This is a genomic window from Rossellomorea sp. NPDC077527, from assembly GCF_044542955.1.
Classification (GTDB): domain Bacteria; phylum Bacillota; class Bacilli; order Bacillales; family Bacillaceae_B; genus Rossellomorea; species Rossellomorea aquimaris_E.
In genome coordinates this window covers 676,149-692,882 of the sequence record NZ_JBITVL010000001.1, presented here as the reverse complement: position 1 = coordinate 692,882, position 16,734 = coordinate 676,149, and the positions used below count along the sequence as shown (strand labels likewise).

Genomic DNA, 16,734 nt, shown 5'->3' with positions numbered 1-16,734 from the left:
ATTAACTAGAGGAGGATCCTCATGGTATTGGATAAAAGACGTGCACACTTATTATCCATCATTCAACATTCGCCTGACCCGATCCCGACAAAGAATCTGGTTGCGAAAATGAATTTGTCTCAACGGACTATTTACTACGACCTTGATCAGATCAACAACTGGCTGAGGACGGAAGGACTGGAACCGATCGAGAGTCAGCATGGGAAAGGGTTGTTTTTGCCCCCTGACTCGAAGTCGAAGCTGATGGTTTCGAAGGATCAGAGTTTTGAAGATTGGCAGTATCAACTGTCCAAGGAGGAACGAGAAGTCCTGATCAAAGCGTCCATTCTATTGGAAGAACAAGAGGCTTCGATGGAGCGGTTCATGGATTTGACCAGTATGAGCCGGGGGACGATCGCGAAGGTGATTAAAGATATCAAGAAGGAATTTCGCGAAGCTGGTCTGGACCTCTTTTACAAGAAGGGATCGGGTTACCGGCTGAGTGGTCCTGAGGAAGCAAAGCGAACGATGCTTTCTACTATCCTTGCGACCATCTTCTCACATCAGGAATGGCAGAATGTCCGGAATGAGGTTCATCGGATGATTCAGCCGGAAGCTGATACATGGTCACACGAAACGGAGCAAAGGCGTCTGGTGAGGGAAATTCTTTATGAAGCGGAACAGGAATTGGGATTGACGCTGACGGATGAGATGGTGGAGATCCTGTCTCTTCAGATCCTGATGATCATGAAGCGGATTGAACTGCGCAAGTATATCTCGGTTCCGAAAGCGGAAAAAGAGGTTTTGAAGCAGACAGAAGCTTACAGGGCCGCCCTCCATATCACCAATAAGCTTGACGTCGCTTTTCCAGATGACGAGGTTTGCTTCATCACGATGAACCTGCTCGGGTCCAAGGTCCAGCAGGATAATTTCAACCGCTATACGGAGCAGGAAATGTCCGGGCTGAAAGAAGTCGTTCAACGGATGATCCATGATTTCCAGCTTTACTCCTGTGTCGTTTTCGATGACAAAAAAGGGCTTGAGGAAAACCTGATCTCCCATATTAAACCGACGTTTTACAGGCTCAAGTACGGGCTCACAATTGCGAATGATTTGTCTGACAGCATTCAAACAACGTACCCGGACATCTTTCATCTCACGAAACGTGTAATGAGGCATCTGGAACTGTATGTGGGAAAATCCGTACCGGATGAAGAAGCTGCTTATATTACCCTCCACTTCGGGGGATGGTTGACGAAAGAGAAGAAAAAGGTCGAGACGAAGTTCAAAGCCCTCATCGTGTGTGAAAACGGGATCGGGACTTCGAATATGCTCCGGACCCAGCTCGAGAACCTGATCGCGGGGCTGAATGTGATCACGACCCTCTCCATGAGGGAATATCGAACGAACGAGTACGAAGCGGATATTATTTTTTCCACCAATTATATAAAAGAAAAAGACATCCCCGTCATCCACGTTCCTGCCATCCTGACGAATCTTGAAAAGGAACGGGTCATGCAGCGGATGAACGAGCTTTTCGACTCGAAGCCGACCGAAAAGAACCGGACTGATCTTCTGATGGACGTGATCAAACGTCACGCGACCATTCATGAAGAAAACGCACTGAAGAAAGAACTGGTCCAGCTTTTAGAACAAACTACTCCCACGATAAAGGAGCTTAGAAAGCCTATGCTTAATGAATTACTGACTGAACAGACGATACAGCTGAAAGATCGTGTCACAAGCTGGGAGGAAGCCATCAGGGTGGCGAGCGAGCCCCTTGTCGATCAGCAATCGATCCGACCGGACTATGTGGAGGCCATGATTACGAACGTGAAGGAATTGGGTCCTTACATCGTCATCGCACCAAATATCGCCATCCCCCATGCCCGTCCGGAGACTGGTGTCGAACAGCTGGGAATGAGCTTCCTGAGACTAGAGGAACCTGTTTATTTTTCCGAAAAAGAAAAGCATCGCGCCCAACTCATCATTGTGCTGGCAGCGATTGATAATCAAACGCACTTGAAGGCACTTGCACAGCTTACGGAATTATTATCAACTGAAAGCAACGTGGAACGGTTGATCGCAGCAAAGGATCAAGAAACCGTCATCGAATTAATCAATCAAACAGTAGAAGTATAAATCTGAGGAGGAAATTAAAATGAAAAAAGTATTAGTCGTATGTGGAAATGGATTAGGAAGCAGCATGATCGTAGAGATGAACGTAAAAGCAGCACTGAAGGATATGGGGAAAGAAGCGGAAGTATCCCACACGGATCTGACTACAGCGAAGACAGAACAAGCGGATCTATTCCTAGGTTCAGAAGATATCGTCGAAAGCCTGGAAGACGGTAAGAAGAATGTCGTGAAATTAAAGAATCTGATGGATAAGAACGAGCTTCGTACAGCACTGGAACAAAATATCTAGACCACTATGAGTTAGAAAGGAGCGATACACATGATTGATATCATTATGAAGGATATACTCGGTACGCCTGCGATCCTTGTCGGTCTATTCGCCTTAATCGGGCTCCTCATCCAGCGTAAGAACTCGGGGGATGTCGTGTCCGGAACCCTGAAAACGGTCATGGGCTTCGTCATCCTCGGGGCGGGTGCGAATGTACTCGTGCAATCCTTAGGACAATTCAGCAGCATGTTCAATCACGCATTCGAAGTCGACGGCGTCATCCCGAATAACGAAGCCATTGTAGCTCTGGCTCAGGAAAGCTTCGGTACGGAAACGGCGATGATCATGCTATTCGGTATGGTAGTCAATATCGTCATTGCACGATTCAGTCCTTTTAAATACATCTTTTTAACCGGACACCATACCATGTTCATGGCCTGCATGATCGCGGTTATCTTGACGACCGGAGGATTTACGGGAGTTCCGTTGATCGTTCTAGGTTCTATTATACTTGGAGCTCTCATGGTCCTGTCACCTGCGATGCTTCAGCCTTTCACTCGCAAAGTTACCGGTTCAGACGACTTTGCCGTTGGTCACTTTGGATCGATTGGGTATTTGGTTTCCGCGATGGTCGGGAAAGCCGTTGGGAAAGGAAGCAAATCGACGGAAGAAATCAAAGTGCCAAAGTCACTCGGATTCCTGCGTGACACATCTGTCTCCGTTTCTCTGACGATGGTCATCCTGTTCTTCGTCGTAGCAGGCGCAGCAGGTCCTGCCTTCGTGGAAGGAGAACTAAGCGGAGGACAAAACTTCCTGGTATTCGCCTTTATGCAAGGGATCACATTTGCCGTTGGTGTGTACATCATCTTAGCAGGGGTACGCATGCTCCTTGGTGAAATCGTACCGGCATTCAAAGGAATCGCGGACAAAGTCGTCCCGAATGCCAAACCGGCCCTTGATTGCCCAGCCATCTTCCCTTTTGCAGGGAATGCCGTTATCATCGGATTTCTATTCAGCTTCATCGCTGGACTCGTCAGCATGTTATTTTTACCTTTACTAGGATTGAAAGTCATCGTTCCGGGACTTGTCCCCCACTTCTTCACAGGAGCAGCAGCGGGAGTATTCGGTAATGCCACAGGCGGACGTCGCGGTGCAGTCATCGGTTCCATGGCGAACGGAGTCATGATCAGCTTCCTGCCTGCCCTCTTGTTACCGGTACTAAGTTCACTCGGATTCCAGGGAACCACGTTTGGAGATGCAGACTTCGGTTTAGTCGGCATCGTGCTTGGCAACCTTGTGAACCTGATCGAATCCAATATGATGGTATTCGTATCGATCATCGTTCTTCTCGCCGTACTGTTCTTTATCAGCTTTAAGTCTAAAGGGACTGGGGAGAAGGATGAGACGGAAGTAGCATAAGATGGATTCAGCCACCCATTCTGTTGTGGGTGGCTGTTTTTTTGTCGTTTACGAGCCATGTGGACAGGTAGCTTGGCTTTTTATCAAATCTGATGCACAATCTCCAATAGCCGCTTTGGATTTTTAGACGAAACCCTCTCCGACAATCTGGCCGCAGCGATTATGGGTGCCCATTGGAAAATTTCATCTTTAGACAAACCGCTTTTCTCACAATAGAGACGCATATACATATCAGCCAGTTCCACTGAAACCTGGGAATACAGGAGATATGTGCGATATACGTCAGCCCGTCTATCCCCTGCACTGGAATCAACCCAGTCGATGATGGTGACGTTATCCTCTGACAGAATTAAGTTGTATAAATGGAAATCCCCGTGACAAAGATTTGCTTCAAAGGTCATGGAATCTAGTTTATTCATTAAAATGGACTTTAGGTCATTACTCAATTCAGGTGTAGATTGAATTTGGCGACGCAGTTTTTCGGACATCGGTTCATTCGAATGAGCCTTGATCTGATGAATTCCCATCTGAATATCCACTGACATGCCCATATAGTACTCCGCTTTTCCCATGTTGGCTGTGAGTAAATTCCCTATCGTCCTTCCTTCTATGTGCTCCATGATAATGACCTGTTTCCCATCTATGTTTGTGACATCATAGATTTCCGGCACAGGCAGTCCGCATGAATGGGCATACTGTTGCTTTTTCGCTTCTTTCATGGATTCATCGTCTGGTAATGAGTCATTAAAGACCTTGTGAATTTTATTGTTATAGAGATAGACGTTGGCTGTGTTTCCGGTTGCGGTTGGGGTGCCTAGGTTCATTGTGATGCCTGCTTCATTATGTCTTCGATTACTTCTGCAAGCACCTCTATCGTACGATATTCTTCTTCGATGCTGTTTTCTACTCCTCCGACATTCATCAGTACCGATTGGTTCAGTAAATCTTGGTTGTAGGTACTCTGTTCATTCTGTTTATCTTTGAATTTCACCAAGACTCCGGTCGATAAACCAGGAAGTTTTTTTTCTACTTTTTCATTAAGCTGCTTGGCGAATCTCAAATTCTCTTCGAAATTACTGCTGGATTTAGAAACAATGAACATCATTCTTGCATACCCTTTATTGTTAACGTCAAGGGTTGTTTCAGGTTTCTTTCTTGAATCCCTATGGATGTCCAATGCCATTTCAATATTCTTATGATCTTTCAGAGCCTCTTTGAATTGCTCTCTGGATACCAAATAGGACTTATCAAATGACCATTTCCTTTTGTCTAATACGTCACTGACACTCTTTTGTTCATGTATGACATTGACGCCTTTTTCATTTAATAATTGCTGAAGCCGCTCCCCTACGAGTGTAATATTCGTGGAATCATCGAATGCTTGAGATGATTGATTTGCAGAAATTTCAGGTATGAACGATTCTTTATCATGTGAATGGTAGATGTAAATAGAAGGTTCTTCTTGCTCCGCAGTCAGTGAAAATGGCTCTGTCATAAACGATGCAAGATTATGTTTCACCGTAACAGTACCGTCAAAAAAGAATAACCATGATGCAAGAATGGCACATAAAGTTATTCCCAGTGATGTGAGGATCCTGCTTTTATATTGTAACCTGCTGCGCTTTTGTCTTGCTGCTTTCTTCAACACTTGCCCAGTGGCAGAGACAAACTCCTTCCCGGGTTCTAAAGGATACGATTCTTTGATAAGTCGGATGATTTCCTTTTCATCTTGCATGACGTAATACCTCCTCCGCCTCAACGTTCAGCTTCTTTTTCAGCTCTTTTAAAGCCCTGTGGTAACTTACCTTTACCTTAGATTGACTGCACTGAAGAATGTCGGAGGTTTCTTTTACTGATAATTCATTGATCCCCCTAAGAATGACGATGGATCTGTATTCAGGTTTCAATCTTGCAATGGCATCATGTACCTTTGCCTGCAATTCTTTTTCTTCGAGTTCCTCGATTGGCTGTCTTCCAGGTGCAACCAACCTTTTAAAGAAACCCTCCTTAAAGATAGATACAAATTTCTTTTTACGATAATGATCAATGGCAACGTGTTTAGCAATAGAGAGAATCCACGTTTTAATGGACGATTGATGATTATAGCGGGAAAAATGGTGGAGAACTCGGATAAAAACCTCCTGCGTTAAATCTTCGGCATCGTTCCGGTTTCCCGAGAAACAAATCAGGAATTTGTATACGTCCAAATAATGTTCCTGATAGAGCTTTGATATGGTGACCTCAAGTTCCTCTGCATCAACCAATCTTCTCCCCCCTTTTTGTGTTCATTGATTAATCGAATGAATGCATGAAAAGGTTACACTTTTTATATAAAAATAAAAGAACTTCTCTGCGCAAGAAGTTCCTCCCTTTTGGTGTATATGCTCACGGCTTATTCCAAAAAAACGTCGTCACCACAAACGGAAGAAGCAGCCCGACCACTAATAGGAGACCATTTCCAAACATGCCGATCTTTCTATGGATTGTTTTTTCTCCGAACAAGCCTGCCAGAAAACCTACGAGTGCCGTGATGACTGAAGGCAGTAAGAAAGTGTCCTTGCCTAATAGGGCTAATACGTAGAATACAAGACCGATTATAAAGATGAAGAATGAAGCTATGCTGAATACTTTTTTCATTAAAACCCTCCCCCTCTAATCTACATATGTTGTATTTTTCCTAAACATTCTTTATCCGGACAGCAATACGATATTCAATAGAAAAGAGCAAATCAATCCCGAGACCGCTGCCACCAATCCGTCCAATGCAATTGCGGTCAAGCTCATGCCACCCCATCCGCCTATTGCCAGACTTATGATCCAACATGCGGAGGTTAAAAGAACCAGCATAAAGAAAAGTTTTACATTGAAATAAGAAGGAACTCTGCCGTACAATTGTAAAGCCTGTAAAACACATGCAACAACCGCCCCGATGAGTATCAACGCCAATGTGTCAAACATGATGGTGCATGCCTCCCCTTCATTTCCTATGTGTGCTTCCTCCGACCGACTCTCATGTATCCCCACTCATCAATTCCAATTATTTCAAATTAATCGTTGTTTCACAATCTTTTTTTCTTCTCCTATGAGAACTCTTTTACGAAGATTTTTCGACAACTGGATTATATTTTTTATACGCGGACTATAAAATTGATGTCCCGTCCATAAGTGTTCGAAGGTGGACTATAAATTTCAAATCCGGATTATAATCAGGGAGAACCGGATCATATATCGGGTAGCGAGGAGATTCATGACGTTCAGCTAGTGGACTCTTCTCAAAAATAAGTCTGTCCCAGCTCAATATGACCTTTTCATGTTACAAATCGGTCAATAATCGGTTACATTTCTACTCTTCTCAGACTTTTAATATCTCCGTATCAATCCCTGCCTCCTTCAGCTTCATGTCCGCCTCTTCCTCGATCATGTCTTTGAACATCTGCAATGTTCGATCAAACTCCACATGCTTATCCATCATAAAACTCATTCGATGTTCAATATCAAGCCACGTAGAAATGTCCGCTTCATTATGCTGAATTTGGGCTTCCAATTTATCCAGCGCATTGGCGACTTTAGCTTCATACGTTTCTTTCTCTTCAAATTCATACCACAGTTCGTAAAGCTCTTCTCCTAAACCATTCCCCAGCATATCTCGTATTCTCTCAATGGACTTCCTCTCATTGAGCACCTTTTGTTCCTTCACTTCTGAGTCATTCATCGTATCAAATGCCGGAATGTCCCCAGCTTCTGCTTCTACGAGATCGTGGATGATGATCATTTTCAATAATTTCGCCGAATCCACTTTCTCAGTTAAAAATGGCTCTATCAGCATGGCCATCAGGGACACCCTCCACGTATGCTCTGCGACGCTTTCCTGCCTACCGTTTGAGAGCCAGCTGTGCCTCATTTCGTATTTCAGCTTTTCTCCCAGTTTAATGAGTTCTAATATGTTTAAAAGGTCTCTCTTCATGTGTGCTCCTCCGTCTTTAACAATCTGCGTTTAAGCGATCTGATCTGCCCCCGGTGGTTGATTTCATCATGCATATCCCTCCCTGACAGGTTTATCATACCATTATTTCCCTTTTAATTAACATCATAAAAAAGCTCCCCATCCAAAAAGATGAGAAGCTTATCTCTTATGTCCGCCCCTTCATTTTCACCCTCTGACCAACCAAATACCCACCTGCCAGCACAAAGAAAATGACCAACAGCCAGGCAAATCCATCCGTAAATCCTGTCCGTTCAACAGCATAGCCGAAGAGCGGAAAGCTGATCATGATGACAAAACTCTCCATCAGACCGATTAGAGAAAGAAAAGTAGACCGGATATTGCTTTTCAAAAAGCTTTGCACGAACGAACTGAAGATCGGTTCGAACAGGCTCAGAAGCTGTGCAAGGATCAGAAACGACAGGAGAATCGCCCAGTCTGTTGCAAAAATAAAGAGGACGAAAAACACTAGAAAAAGTCCTAATCCGTAATACAGGATGTTGAAGAATTTGAATCGCTCCTCCACCTTGTACGCAATCTTTGCCATGACGACGCCGAGGAGTCCTTCAATCGTGAAGACGGCTCCGACGACGATGGATGAATAGCCAAGTGTCACGAAGTATTCCTGTCCGTAAAATACCATAATGACCATGACGGCACTTGCCAGGATAAAGAGGACGACCGGTGCGTGAATGACCCCGTTATTTCTCCACACACTGACCCCGAGCCGGAATTGATGGACCCACTTGCTGTACCAACGTCCGCTGATTTCCTCGGTCTTCTCCCGCTCAGGTTCTTTCATGAAGAGAAGGGGGATGACCGCCAGGACGTGGGTGAAGATCGTGGACCCGTACACCCATTCCCAGCTGACTTCAGCCATGAAACCTCCGAGGAATTTCGCCAGGCTCAGGGATAACAGGGAAATCGCCGTCATGCTGCCGATGACCCGCGTATAATCCTTCTCCCGTTTATCATTTTTCAATGTGTCATAAGCAAATGCCTGCTCGGCTCCTGAATGAAGGGTTACCATGAGTCCCATTGACAAAAACGCCAGAGTGAACATGGAAAACGTGCCGCTTAACAGCATGAACAATCCGTAAAGCATGCTGAACACATTCCCAATCAAGAGACTGACCTTCCTTCCATACAAATCAGCGATCATCCCAGTTGGAACCTCGAATAACACAATGGCCAAATGGAGCAGGGACTCAAGAATCCCAATCTCACCCAATGTCATCCCCTTGTCGCCAAGATAGATGACCCATAGCGCTCTGTCGAAAAACAGCTGGGCAAAAAAGAGATAAAAGTATAGTAAATAGATATTGTTCTTTGTTTTCAATATGTTCATCATTTCATTTCGTCCTCTCGTTTAGAAAGCAAAGACGGCTGTACCCGCCTGAGCTGAATAAAAGTAAAAAAAGCCATAGGGAATCATCTCCCATGGCTCTCGCTATTAATAGGAAATCATACACTTGTTCACATTATGAAAAATCAGCTAAAAAAGGACAGACGTGTCCCGAGGACGGCTGAAATTCCAATAATAGACATCATTAATACACGATATTTTTTGATGTCTACAGTGAACGTATGCATGATATTCCCTCCTTTATTAGTTAAGAATCATTTTCATTATATCTCTCTTCCTTTTTCTGGACAAGATAAACTTTTATCGCTTCAACATATCTCCCGCATGCCTGTTCATACTAAGAACAAACTGGGAGGTGATTTTCTTTATGAAACAGACGAATAAATCTGAAATGAAAGCCTTGCCGTCTGGGACCGACCCTCAACAAGTGAAAAAACAAATACAAAAAGATGTAGCAAATGGCCAGGGAGCCATGACTTCCCGTGAAGCAGGAGCCATGCGTGACTAATGACAGAGGAGGCGGTTCATACCGCCTTCTGCTTGTTCAATGAGGTATGGGTTGAAGGTAGAATGTCCGATTCACATGTTTTATAATGGAATGAAGGAGGTGAGAAAATTGGAAAAGCAGATCCTTGAAATACTTCTAGATTTACAAGGTGAGATGAAAGAAGTCCGTAGCGATATGAAAGAGTTTCGAAGTGAGTTGCAAAAGACTCAAGCTGATGTAGGTACCATTCGCTCAGATCTAAAAGAAACCCAAGATGACGTTCGTATTATTCGTTCAGACCTGAAAGAAACCCAAGATGATGTCCGTATTATTCGTTCTGATCTAAAAGAAACTCAAGATGATGTCCGTATTATTCGTTCGGATCTGAAAGAAACCCAAGATGATGTCCGTATTATTCGTTCGGATCTGAAAGAATCCCAAGATGACGTTCGTACTATTCGTTCCGATTTAAAAACGACCCAAGACGATGTAAAGGAAATCAAGGGAACGGTCAATCGTATTGAAGGATCACAAACCGAAGGTGTCATTGCTTTATTAAAAATGACGAAACAGAATACAGAATCTGAATTTCACTATTTGAATACAAGACTGACAGATATCGATAAACGTGTCTTCAATCTTGAGAACCGGGTGGAACGATAAGTTTCGAAATGAAATAAGAGACATCACCATTCAATATGTCCACCCTCATTTCCTTCATGACTCCAGATTCCATAAAAAAACTCCACTTTTTAAAATAGCTCTACTCTTACGTTCAAACCTTTATCTTACTCCACTTCCCAACCATCTTTGAAAGCCACTGACACAGCACCCTGATAAATCATCCAAAACAGGAACTTTACCATATCTTCAAAAATCGCTACCCCTACGGCATAACCACAATCTTCTCTTTGCAAGTAGAACAGTATTTAGCATACGAAATACATGTTTCTACAGAGTCAACAGGTTCCATCGGCCACCACTTAATGGATCCCATCGGTGCCAGGGACGCATAGGTTTCCACTTCAGTCGGGATGCGCCCCACCACGACAACTTCTTGATTCCGGAACCGGGTTTCGCTGCCCTTTTTGAGGGTCTTGATCAACTGGGTGGAATCGTAGTCCTTACAAGAGTATGGAATGGGAAAAAGGATTGACACCCTCGACTCGTCTTCATGGATGATATGGGCCGTCTCTTTTCCTTTATCATCTTCTTTCCTTTCCCAAACGCGCTTGTAGGGAATTTCCTCTATAAGATTCTTTTCCCGCAATCGTTGAACGATTCGCTCATGATAATAACGATGGAGCTGTTTGACCAGAATCTGAATTTGCTGATTCCGGGTAAAGGTCGAATTGCTGCCGTGTTCATTTCGATATTGGATGTACAATAACTCGGGAATGGCTACAAAAGTCGTGGTCAGGAATGTACGGACGAGGAGATCATAATCGTCTGCTACCATCAGTTCTTCCCGATGTCCCCCCACCAAGTGATAGCACTCTCTCGTCCACGCACGCGGATGATTCGGCAAGCCGACCAGATGCCTGATGGTGCTCCCATTGATGGCTGAGTGCTTATTAACATTCTGCCACCGGTTCATAGCATGGACCCACACTCGATAATAGATACTGTATCCGTACCCTGAATCCCAACCGTACCAATGAGCCCGCTTGCTTGTATCATAGACTTCCGTACAGTCACCATAGGCAAATCCACAATCTGGATTGTCAATGAATGCAGTCACGATTTTCTGCAGACAGTCTGGTGTCAATTCATCATCGTGATCGATTTCCACAAGAATCTCTCCGGTGCATAGACCCGCTGCATACCTTTTCACTGCTCCAATGTAACCGCTCCGTGAATCCTGGCGGTAACATCTCACACGAGGATCCTCGAGCGACTTTAGATCTTTATGATATGTGGCATCATCGTCGCCGGAATCATCCACGATCACCCATTCCCAATTAGTATAAGTTTGATTAAGGAGCGAGCGATAGGGACGCTTGATTTTCCCCCCTGATCGATAGGCTGCAGTGAATACGGACACCAAGGGCAGGTCTGTCGTAAAGCGGCTGGGTGGGACCCCTTTCGTGACTGGCATGGGATCGGTCCGTTTCAACCAGCAGTAGAACAACTGGTCAGGCTCGATTTCATCTGTGGTGGAATAATGAAGCCAGCGCCTCCTCTCAATGACGGAAAGTGCATTCACCCCTTTGAACTCTTTCCAGTCTGGTCCGAGTGTGACATATACACGGGGATGTTTGGGCTGAATCTCCGGAAATGGATCGACCGGTCCCAATACCTTCACCGAGATTCCTCTTTCCTTTAGCCTCTGAATCATTCCCCCTACCTTCTCATCTTTATTTTGTTTCGAAATCACTAGATAGGCAGTCAATATTGGCATATCACTTAACAGCATAATCACTCTCCTTTCATTGAAATAAAACGGCTATGGTTGGAAGATATGATGAACCTTTTTCTTCACCGCTTCCATACAGTCAGGTAGCTTTCTGATGGGCGGGGATTCGACGGCAATACTTCTTTCTCCATCACAGGCGAACGTGATCTTTATTCAAAGTCTATTCTCCCTTCCCTCAAAATATATTGAATAGGGAAAGGAGTTGAACGTTCCTATCCTATGATGAATATTCCCTTTTTACGACCTCATTTAGTGACCCAGGAAGATCTTTTTCCATACTTGAGAGAGATTGACGCTTCCAGACAATATAGCAATTTCGGACCGCTCAATGCACGTCTTGAAAAAGAGATCCTGGACGATTACTTTGACGGAGATGGAGCGGTCACCACTGTCAGCAACGCGACCATCGGATTGATATTGGCCCTTTCAAGATGCAGACGTCCTCATGGAAAGTATGTACTGATGCCAAGCTTCACCTTTTCAGCCACCCCTTTATCGGCGTTATGGTGTGGACTGGAACCGTACTTTGTCGATGTAAATAAGGACGATTGGTGCATGGATACAGAAATGGTCGGTGAATTACTTTCCACCTTGGGAGATCAAGTGGCGGCCGTGATGCCGTATGCCACATTCGGAACTAATCTGGATCTTACGTATTATGCCTCTTTACATGATTCAGGGATACCGGTCATTGTAGATGCGGCAGCGAGCTTCGGTGTGAATGGACAATACGGACATTTCGGAAAAGGGTTTCCTGGAACTGTGGTATTTAGCTTCCATGCAACAAAATCATTTGGTGTGGGAGAAGGCGGTCTCATCTATTCAAGGGATGAAGGATCCATTTCAGACATCAGACAAACGGAAAATTTCGGATTCACCACAGGAAGAGAAACTGCTTTTAAAGGACTGAACGGCAAAATGTCTGAATATCATGCGGCTATCGGGCTTGCCACGTTACAGGCCTATCCGCGTAAGATAGGTGAACGTCAAAAAGTCTACCAATGGTATGTTGAAGCCTTGAAGGATAAGCGGCTTTTATCACAGGGGTGGGAACTTCAAGCGGCAAAGGGCCGGATTCCCTATCAATTCATGCCCGTCTTATGCCCACCTGAAAAGAAAAACCATGAAATCATCGAGGTCCTGAATCAAGATCAAATCGAAGCCCGCACCTATTTCTCACCTCCCTGCCATCAGCATCCCCTGTTTTCAAACCATAAGCGAACGACCATGCGCTACACGGACCATATTTCAAGAAGAATTGTCAGCCTTCCCTTGTGGGAGGAAATGACGGAGCCGTTTGTGGAACGAATTGTAACAAGGATGGCTTGCTCATAGGACCGCTTGTCATATGGGGATGCGGCGGTCATGCACGGGAGGTTCTTCATCTATGCGAGCAAATAGGAGTACGTGTCATCGGATTTCTTGATGAGCGACCAGAGTATAAGGGAAAAGTCGTGGACGGCCTCCCTGTTCTCGGTGATCTCCAAGATATTCTGCATCTCAAGGATCAGGTGAGGATAGTATGCGCCGGAGTAGGTGATCCTTTTTTAAAGAAACATTTCGTTGAAAAAACGACACTCCTCGGCTTTCAGCCAGCGGATTCTTTGATTCACCCTTCCATATATTTGTCCAATCGGAATACAATCGGTAAAGGAACGATCATTTGTGAAGGAACGATCCTGACGACGAACGTTCAGGTCGGTAACTTCGTGATTCTGAATAGGGGTGTCATCCTGAGTCATGATGATATCATTCACGATTATGCAACGGTTGCCCCAGGTGCAAGCATAGCAGGAAATGTAACGGTGGGAGAAGGAGCAACAATCGGGATCGGGAGTTCAATCCGGGAAAAGGTATCCATAGGAGCCTGGTCGATGATCGGAGGCGGTTCATTTGTGAAAGGAAACGTCCCTCCCTATACGCTGTATGGCGGGGTCCCCGCCATATTTAAGAAAAACTGGCCATAACGAAGAATGAGGTGATAAGATGGATCGACCGTTGGTGAGCGTCGTCATTCCCGCATACAATCGGCCTGGCACATTGAAAATTGCTTTAGAGAGTGTCCTCTCCCAATCGTATCCGGCGATCGAGGTGATCATTTGTGATGACAGTTCGAACGATGATGTAAAGGAAATGGTTCAGCCCTATTTAAAGAAGCACCCCTTCATCACCTATGTAAAGAACGAGCAGAATCTGTTCTTGAAAAACTGGCATAAATGCTTTGATCTGGCTAAGGGGGAATACATCAATTATCTGATGGACGATGATGTATTTCACCGTGACAAAATAAAGAAAATGATCTATTTCTTTGAATCATTTGAAGGGATTTCCCTTGTGACCTCTTTCAGGCAAACCATTAATGAAGCAGGGGATCCCATCGCCCCCTTAACCGCTACGAAACGCTTATTCAAAGAATCAAGGATCATGGATGGCAGGGTATTTGGGGACATGGCTCTGACACAATGCTTGAATATTGTCGGAGAGCCTACGACGGTTCTATTCAGAAAAAGCGATCTTGATGAGCCTTTTGGCGTTTATAAGGGGAAACAATATTCCCTGCTGAACGATCTCGCTTCCTGGCTTGGGCTTCTTTCCAAAGGGAAGGCAGCTTACTTGAAGGATGCCTTGAGCTACTTCAGGATCCATCCGTCCCAAAACAATCAGACTCTTGGTGAAAAGACGTTCAGCCAGTGGCTGGACCTGATCATCGCGTCAAGGGAAGGTGGCTTTTTAAAAGCAGATGAAGATTTTCAAAAAGCCCTTCTCCGCTATCGGGAAAGGGTGCAACATCGTCCCGCTTTCAAGGACGATCTCAAACGGATCGCTGATACATTGAACCAACTGAGGTCATGATGGATTCTGAGCTAAATATCTCCTCAAACCGTCTTTCCAATGAGGCATCGGTCCAAAATGATTGATCCTGAGCCCCATGTGATCCAGCACTGAGAAGGCTGGCCTCTTAGCAGTCCTTTTAAATTGTTCTGACGTACACGGTTTGAGGTCGACTTCCATACCGCGCTGGATGAACAGTTCTTCCGCGAATTCATACCAGCTGCAGTAGCCTGAGTTGCTTATATGGTATGTTCCATATTTGGAGGTGCCGATGAGCCCGACAATGGACGATGAAAGATCCACGGTATACGTCGGGCTCCCCCTTTGATCATCCACAACGGAAAGGGTTTCTCTCTCTCTTGCAAGCTTCAGCATTGTCTCGACAAAATTCGGACCTTTTTGACCGAACAACCAGGATGTTCGCACGATAAAATACCGTGAATGCACTTCCTTCACGATCCTTTCACCTGCTAACTTTGATTCCCCGTATACATTGATTGGTGATGGACGGGAAAATTCATGATAGGGTACCCCTGATTCCCCATCAAATACATAATCGGTGCTAATGTACACAAAAGGTACTCCCAAACGTTCTGCAGCCGTTGCCACATAGCGGGTGCCCCAAGCATTGACCAGAAAGGCCCGGTCGGCATTCTTTTCCGCTGCATCCACCTTTGTGTATGCAGCACAGTGGATGATGACATCCGGATGTGCGTTCAAGATGACTTCTTCCACTTTGACTTGATTCGTCACATCCATCTCAGCTTTATTTTTCCCCATCACTTTATACCCGCGGCTCTTCAAAAGCCGACAAAGGTCCGTCCCTAACTGCCCTTCGGCTCCTGTGACAAGCACCTTCTTCACAGAGAATCTCCTCCTTTCATTCCGTTCTCTTTCCCCACCATTCTTCGTTCGATTGATACCAGGTAATCGTCTCCAGAAGACCTATTTCAAACGAATGGGACGGACTCCACCCCAGTTCCCTTTGAATTTTTCCAGAATCAATGCTATAGCGAAAATCATGACCCGGCCGGTCGGCAGTAAACGTGATAAGATCCCGTGACTTCCCGAGAGCATCCACAATACTATGCACAATCTCGAGATTGGTTCGCTCATTGTGTCCTCCGATATTATAAACTTCACCGGGCTTTCCTTTTTGAATAACGGCATCGATGGCGGAACAATGATCCCTGACATGCAGCCAATCACGGATATTCTCTCCATTTCCGTAAACCGGCAGCTCCTTCTCTTGAAGGGCCTGTAGGATCATACGGGGAATAAGTTTCTCCGGAAATTGAAACGGACCATAATTATTGGAACAACGGGTGATATTCACATTCAGACCGAATGTTTCGTAATAAGCACGGACAAGACAGTCTGCACCTGCCTTACTGGCTGAATATGGACTGTTCGGCTTCAGAGGACTCTCTTCTGTGAATGCCCCAGAGCGTCCCAACGATCCATACACTTCGTCCGTGGAAATTTGGATAAACCGAATCCCATGTTCCTTGGCGATATCCAACAAACATTGGGTTCCCATCACATTCGTCCGGACGAATTCCGCAGAGCTTCGGATACTCCGGTCCACGTGGGATTCTGCGGCAAAATGGACAATCAGCTCCACATGATGCTTTCTTATCACATCGTCCATCAATTCATGATGCGTCACATCCCCCTTCACAAAGGAATAATGCTCACTCCCTTGGATATCCTTCACATTCTTCAAATTACCGGCATACGACAAAACATCCACATTCACTATGGGCTGCTTCGGGTACTTCTCGATCATGTAGCGGATAAAGTGGCTTCCAATGAATCCCGCCCCGCCTGTCACCAGTATCGTCAT

General features: G+C 45.1%; 18 protein-coding genes. 8 read left to right on the top strand and 10 right to left on the bottom strand.

Annotated elements, in window-relative coordinates:
• The first annotated feature begins 21 nt into the window (after positions 1-21).
• Genes ACIGG7_RS03515 through ACIGG7_RS03505 form a run of 3 tightly spaced genes read left to right on the top strand, consistent with a single transcriptional unit; the run spans position 22 to position 3,805 of the window.
• On the top strand, positions 22-2,121 hold the full coding sequence (locus ACIGG7_RS03515; protein ID WP_397548835.1) for a BglG family transcription antiterminator: 2,100 nt from the start codon (positions 22-24) through the stop codon (positions 2,119-2,121).
• Positions 2,122-2,140: 19 nt separating this feature from the next.
• The gene (locus ACIGG7_RS03510; RefSeq protein WP_224942648.1) at positions 2,141-2,407 is read left to right on the top strand and encodes a PTS sugar transporter subunit IIB; all 267 of its coding nucleotides are present in this window, start codon (positions 2,141-2,143) and stop codon (positions 2,405-2,407) included.
• Positions 2,408-2,437: 30 nt separating this feature from the next.
• Positions 2,438-3,805 (top strand): PTS ascorbate transporter subunit IIC, encoded by a 1,368-nt coding sequence (locus ACIGG7_RS03505; RefSeq protein WP_397548834.1) that lies wholly within the window; start codon positions 2,438-2,440, stop codon positions 3,803-3,805.
• Positions 3,806-3,888: 83 nt separating this feature from the next.
• On the opposite strand, the gene ACIGG7_RS03500 is transcribed toward ACIGG7_RS03505, so the two are convergent.
• The 7 genes from ACIGG7_RS03500 to ACIGG7_RS03470 all read right to left on the bottom strand — a co-directional run bounded on the left by ACIGG7_RS03500 (position 3,889) and on the right by ACIGG7_RS03470 (position 9,138).
• Positions 3,889-4,629 (bottom strand): phosphotransferase family protein, encoded by a 741-nt coding sequence (locus ACIGG7_RS03500; RefSeq protein WP_397548833.1) that lies wholly within the window; start codon positions 4,627-4,629, stop codon positions 3,889-3,891.
• Positions 4,626-5,540: a stage II sporulation protein P gene (gene spoIIP, locus ACIGG7_RS03495; RefSeq protein ID WP_397548832.1), complete on the bottom strand. Its 915-nt coding sequence runs from the start codon at positions 5,538-5,540 to the stop codon at positions 4,626-4,628. The genes ACIGG7_RS03500 and spoIIP overlap by 4 nt, the downstream gene beginning before the upstream one ends.
• Positions 5,530-6,069: an RNA polymerase sigma factor gene (locus tag ACIGG7_RS03490; RefSeq protein ID WP_397548831.1), complete on the bottom strand. Its 540-nt coding sequence runs from the start codon at positions 6,067-6,069 to the stop codon at positions 5,530-5,532. The genes spoIIP and ACIGG7_RS03490 overlap by 11 nt, the downstream gene beginning before the upstream one ends.
• 121 nt (positions 6,070-6,190) lie before the next feature.
• Positions 6,191-6,442 carry a hypothetical protein gene (locus ACIGG7_RS03485; RefSeq protein WP_397548830.1) on the bottom strand — a complete coding sequence of 84 codons (252 nt, stop codon included), beginning with the start codon at positions 6,440-6,442 and terminating at the stop codon, positions 6,191-6,193.
• A 51-nt stretch (positions 6,443-6,493) separates the two neighbouring features.
• Positions 6,494-6,763, bottom strand: coding sequence for a hypothetical protein (locus ACIGG7_RS03480; protein WP_397548829.1), 270 nt, complete (start codon positions 6,761-6,763; stop codon positions 6,494-6,496).
• 394 nt (positions 6,764-7,157) lie between these two features.
• Positions 7,158-7,769, bottom strand: coding sequence for an HD domain-containing protein (locus ACIGG7_RS03475; RefSeq protein WP_397548828.1), 612 nt, complete (start codon positions 7,767-7,769; stop codon positions 7,158-7,160).
• Between the two features lie 166 nt (positions 7,770-7,935).
• Positions 7,936-9,138 (bottom strand): MFS transporter, encoded by a 1,203-nt coding sequence (locus ACIGG7_RS03470; protein ID WP_397548827.1) that lies wholly within the window; start codon positions 9,136-9,138, stop codon positions 7,936-7,938.
• Between the two features lie 382 nt (positions 9,139-9,520).
• On the opposite strand from ACIGG7_RS03470, the gene ACIGG7_RS03465 reads away from it, so the two are divergent.
• Positions 9,521-9,661: a hypothetical protein gene (locus tag ACIGG7_RS03465; protein WP_224942619.1), complete on the top strand. Its 141-nt coding sequence runs from the start codon at positions 9,521-9,523 to the stop codon at positions 9,659-9,661.
• 108 nt (positions 9,662-9,769) lie between these two features.
• Positions 9,770-10,303 carry a hypothetical protein gene (locus tag ACIGG7_RS03460; protein ID WP_397548826.1) on the top strand — a complete coding sequence of 178 codons (534 nt, stop codon included), beginning with the start codon at positions 9,770-9,772 and terminating at the stop codon, positions 10,301-10,303.
• Positions 10,304-10,526: 223 nt separating this feature from the next.
• Here ACIGG7_RS03460 and ACIGG7_RS03455 read toward each other — a convergent pair whose 3' ends face one another.
• On the bottom strand, positions 10,527-12,056 hold the full coding sequence (locus ACIGG7_RS03455; protein WP_397548825.1) for a glycosyltransferase: 1,530 nt from the start codon (positions 12,054-12,056) through the stop codon (positions 10,527-10,529).
• 219 nt (positions 12,057-12,275) lie between these two features.
• On the opposite strand from ACIGG7_RS03455, the gene ACIGG7_RS03450 reads away from it, so the two are divergent.
• Genes ACIGG7_RS03450 through ACIGG7_RS03440 form a run of 3 tightly spaced genes read left to right on the top strand, consistent with a single transcriptional unit; the run spans position 12,276 to position 14,909 of the window.
• Positions 12,276-13,391, top strand: a complete 1,116-nt coding sequence (locus tag ACIGG7_RS03450) for an aminotransferase class I/II-fold pyridoxal phosphate-dependent enzyme (RefSeq protein ID WP_397548824.1) — start codon at positions 12,276-12,278, stop codon at positions 13,389-13,391.
• Complete coding sequence (locus tag ACIGG7_RS03445) at positions 13,382-14,023, top strand: acetyltransferase (protein WP_397548823.1); 642 nt, start codon at positions 13,382-13,384, stop codon at positions 14,021-14,023. Before ACIGG7_RS03450 ends, ACIGG7_RS03445 begins: the two co-directional genes overlap by 10 nt.
• Positions 14,024-14,042: 19 nt before the next feature.
• A complete protein-coding gene (locus ACIGG7_RS03440) occupies positions 14,043-14,909 on the top strand; it encodes a glycosyltransferase family 2 protein (RefSeq protein WP_397548822.1) in 867 nt (288 codons plus the stop codon).
• Here ACIGG7_RS03440 and rfbD read toward each other — a convergent pair.
• The gene (rfbD, locus tag ACIGG7_RS03435; RefSeq protein ID WP_397548821.1) at positions 14,904-15,752 is read right to left on the bottom strand and encodes a dTDP-4-dehydrorhamnose reductase; all 849 of its coding nucleotides are present in this window, start codon (positions 15,750-15,752) and stop codon (positions 14,904-14,906) included. The genes ACIGG7_RS03440 and rfbD overlap by 6 nt on opposite strands.
• Before the next feature lie 16 nt (positions 15,753-15,768).
• On the bottom strand, positions 15,769-16,734 hold the full coding sequence (rfbB, locus tag ACIGG7_RS03430) for a dTDP-glucose 4,6-dehydratase (protein WP_397548820.1): 966 nt from the start codon (positions 16,732-16,734) through the stop codon (positions 15,769-15,771).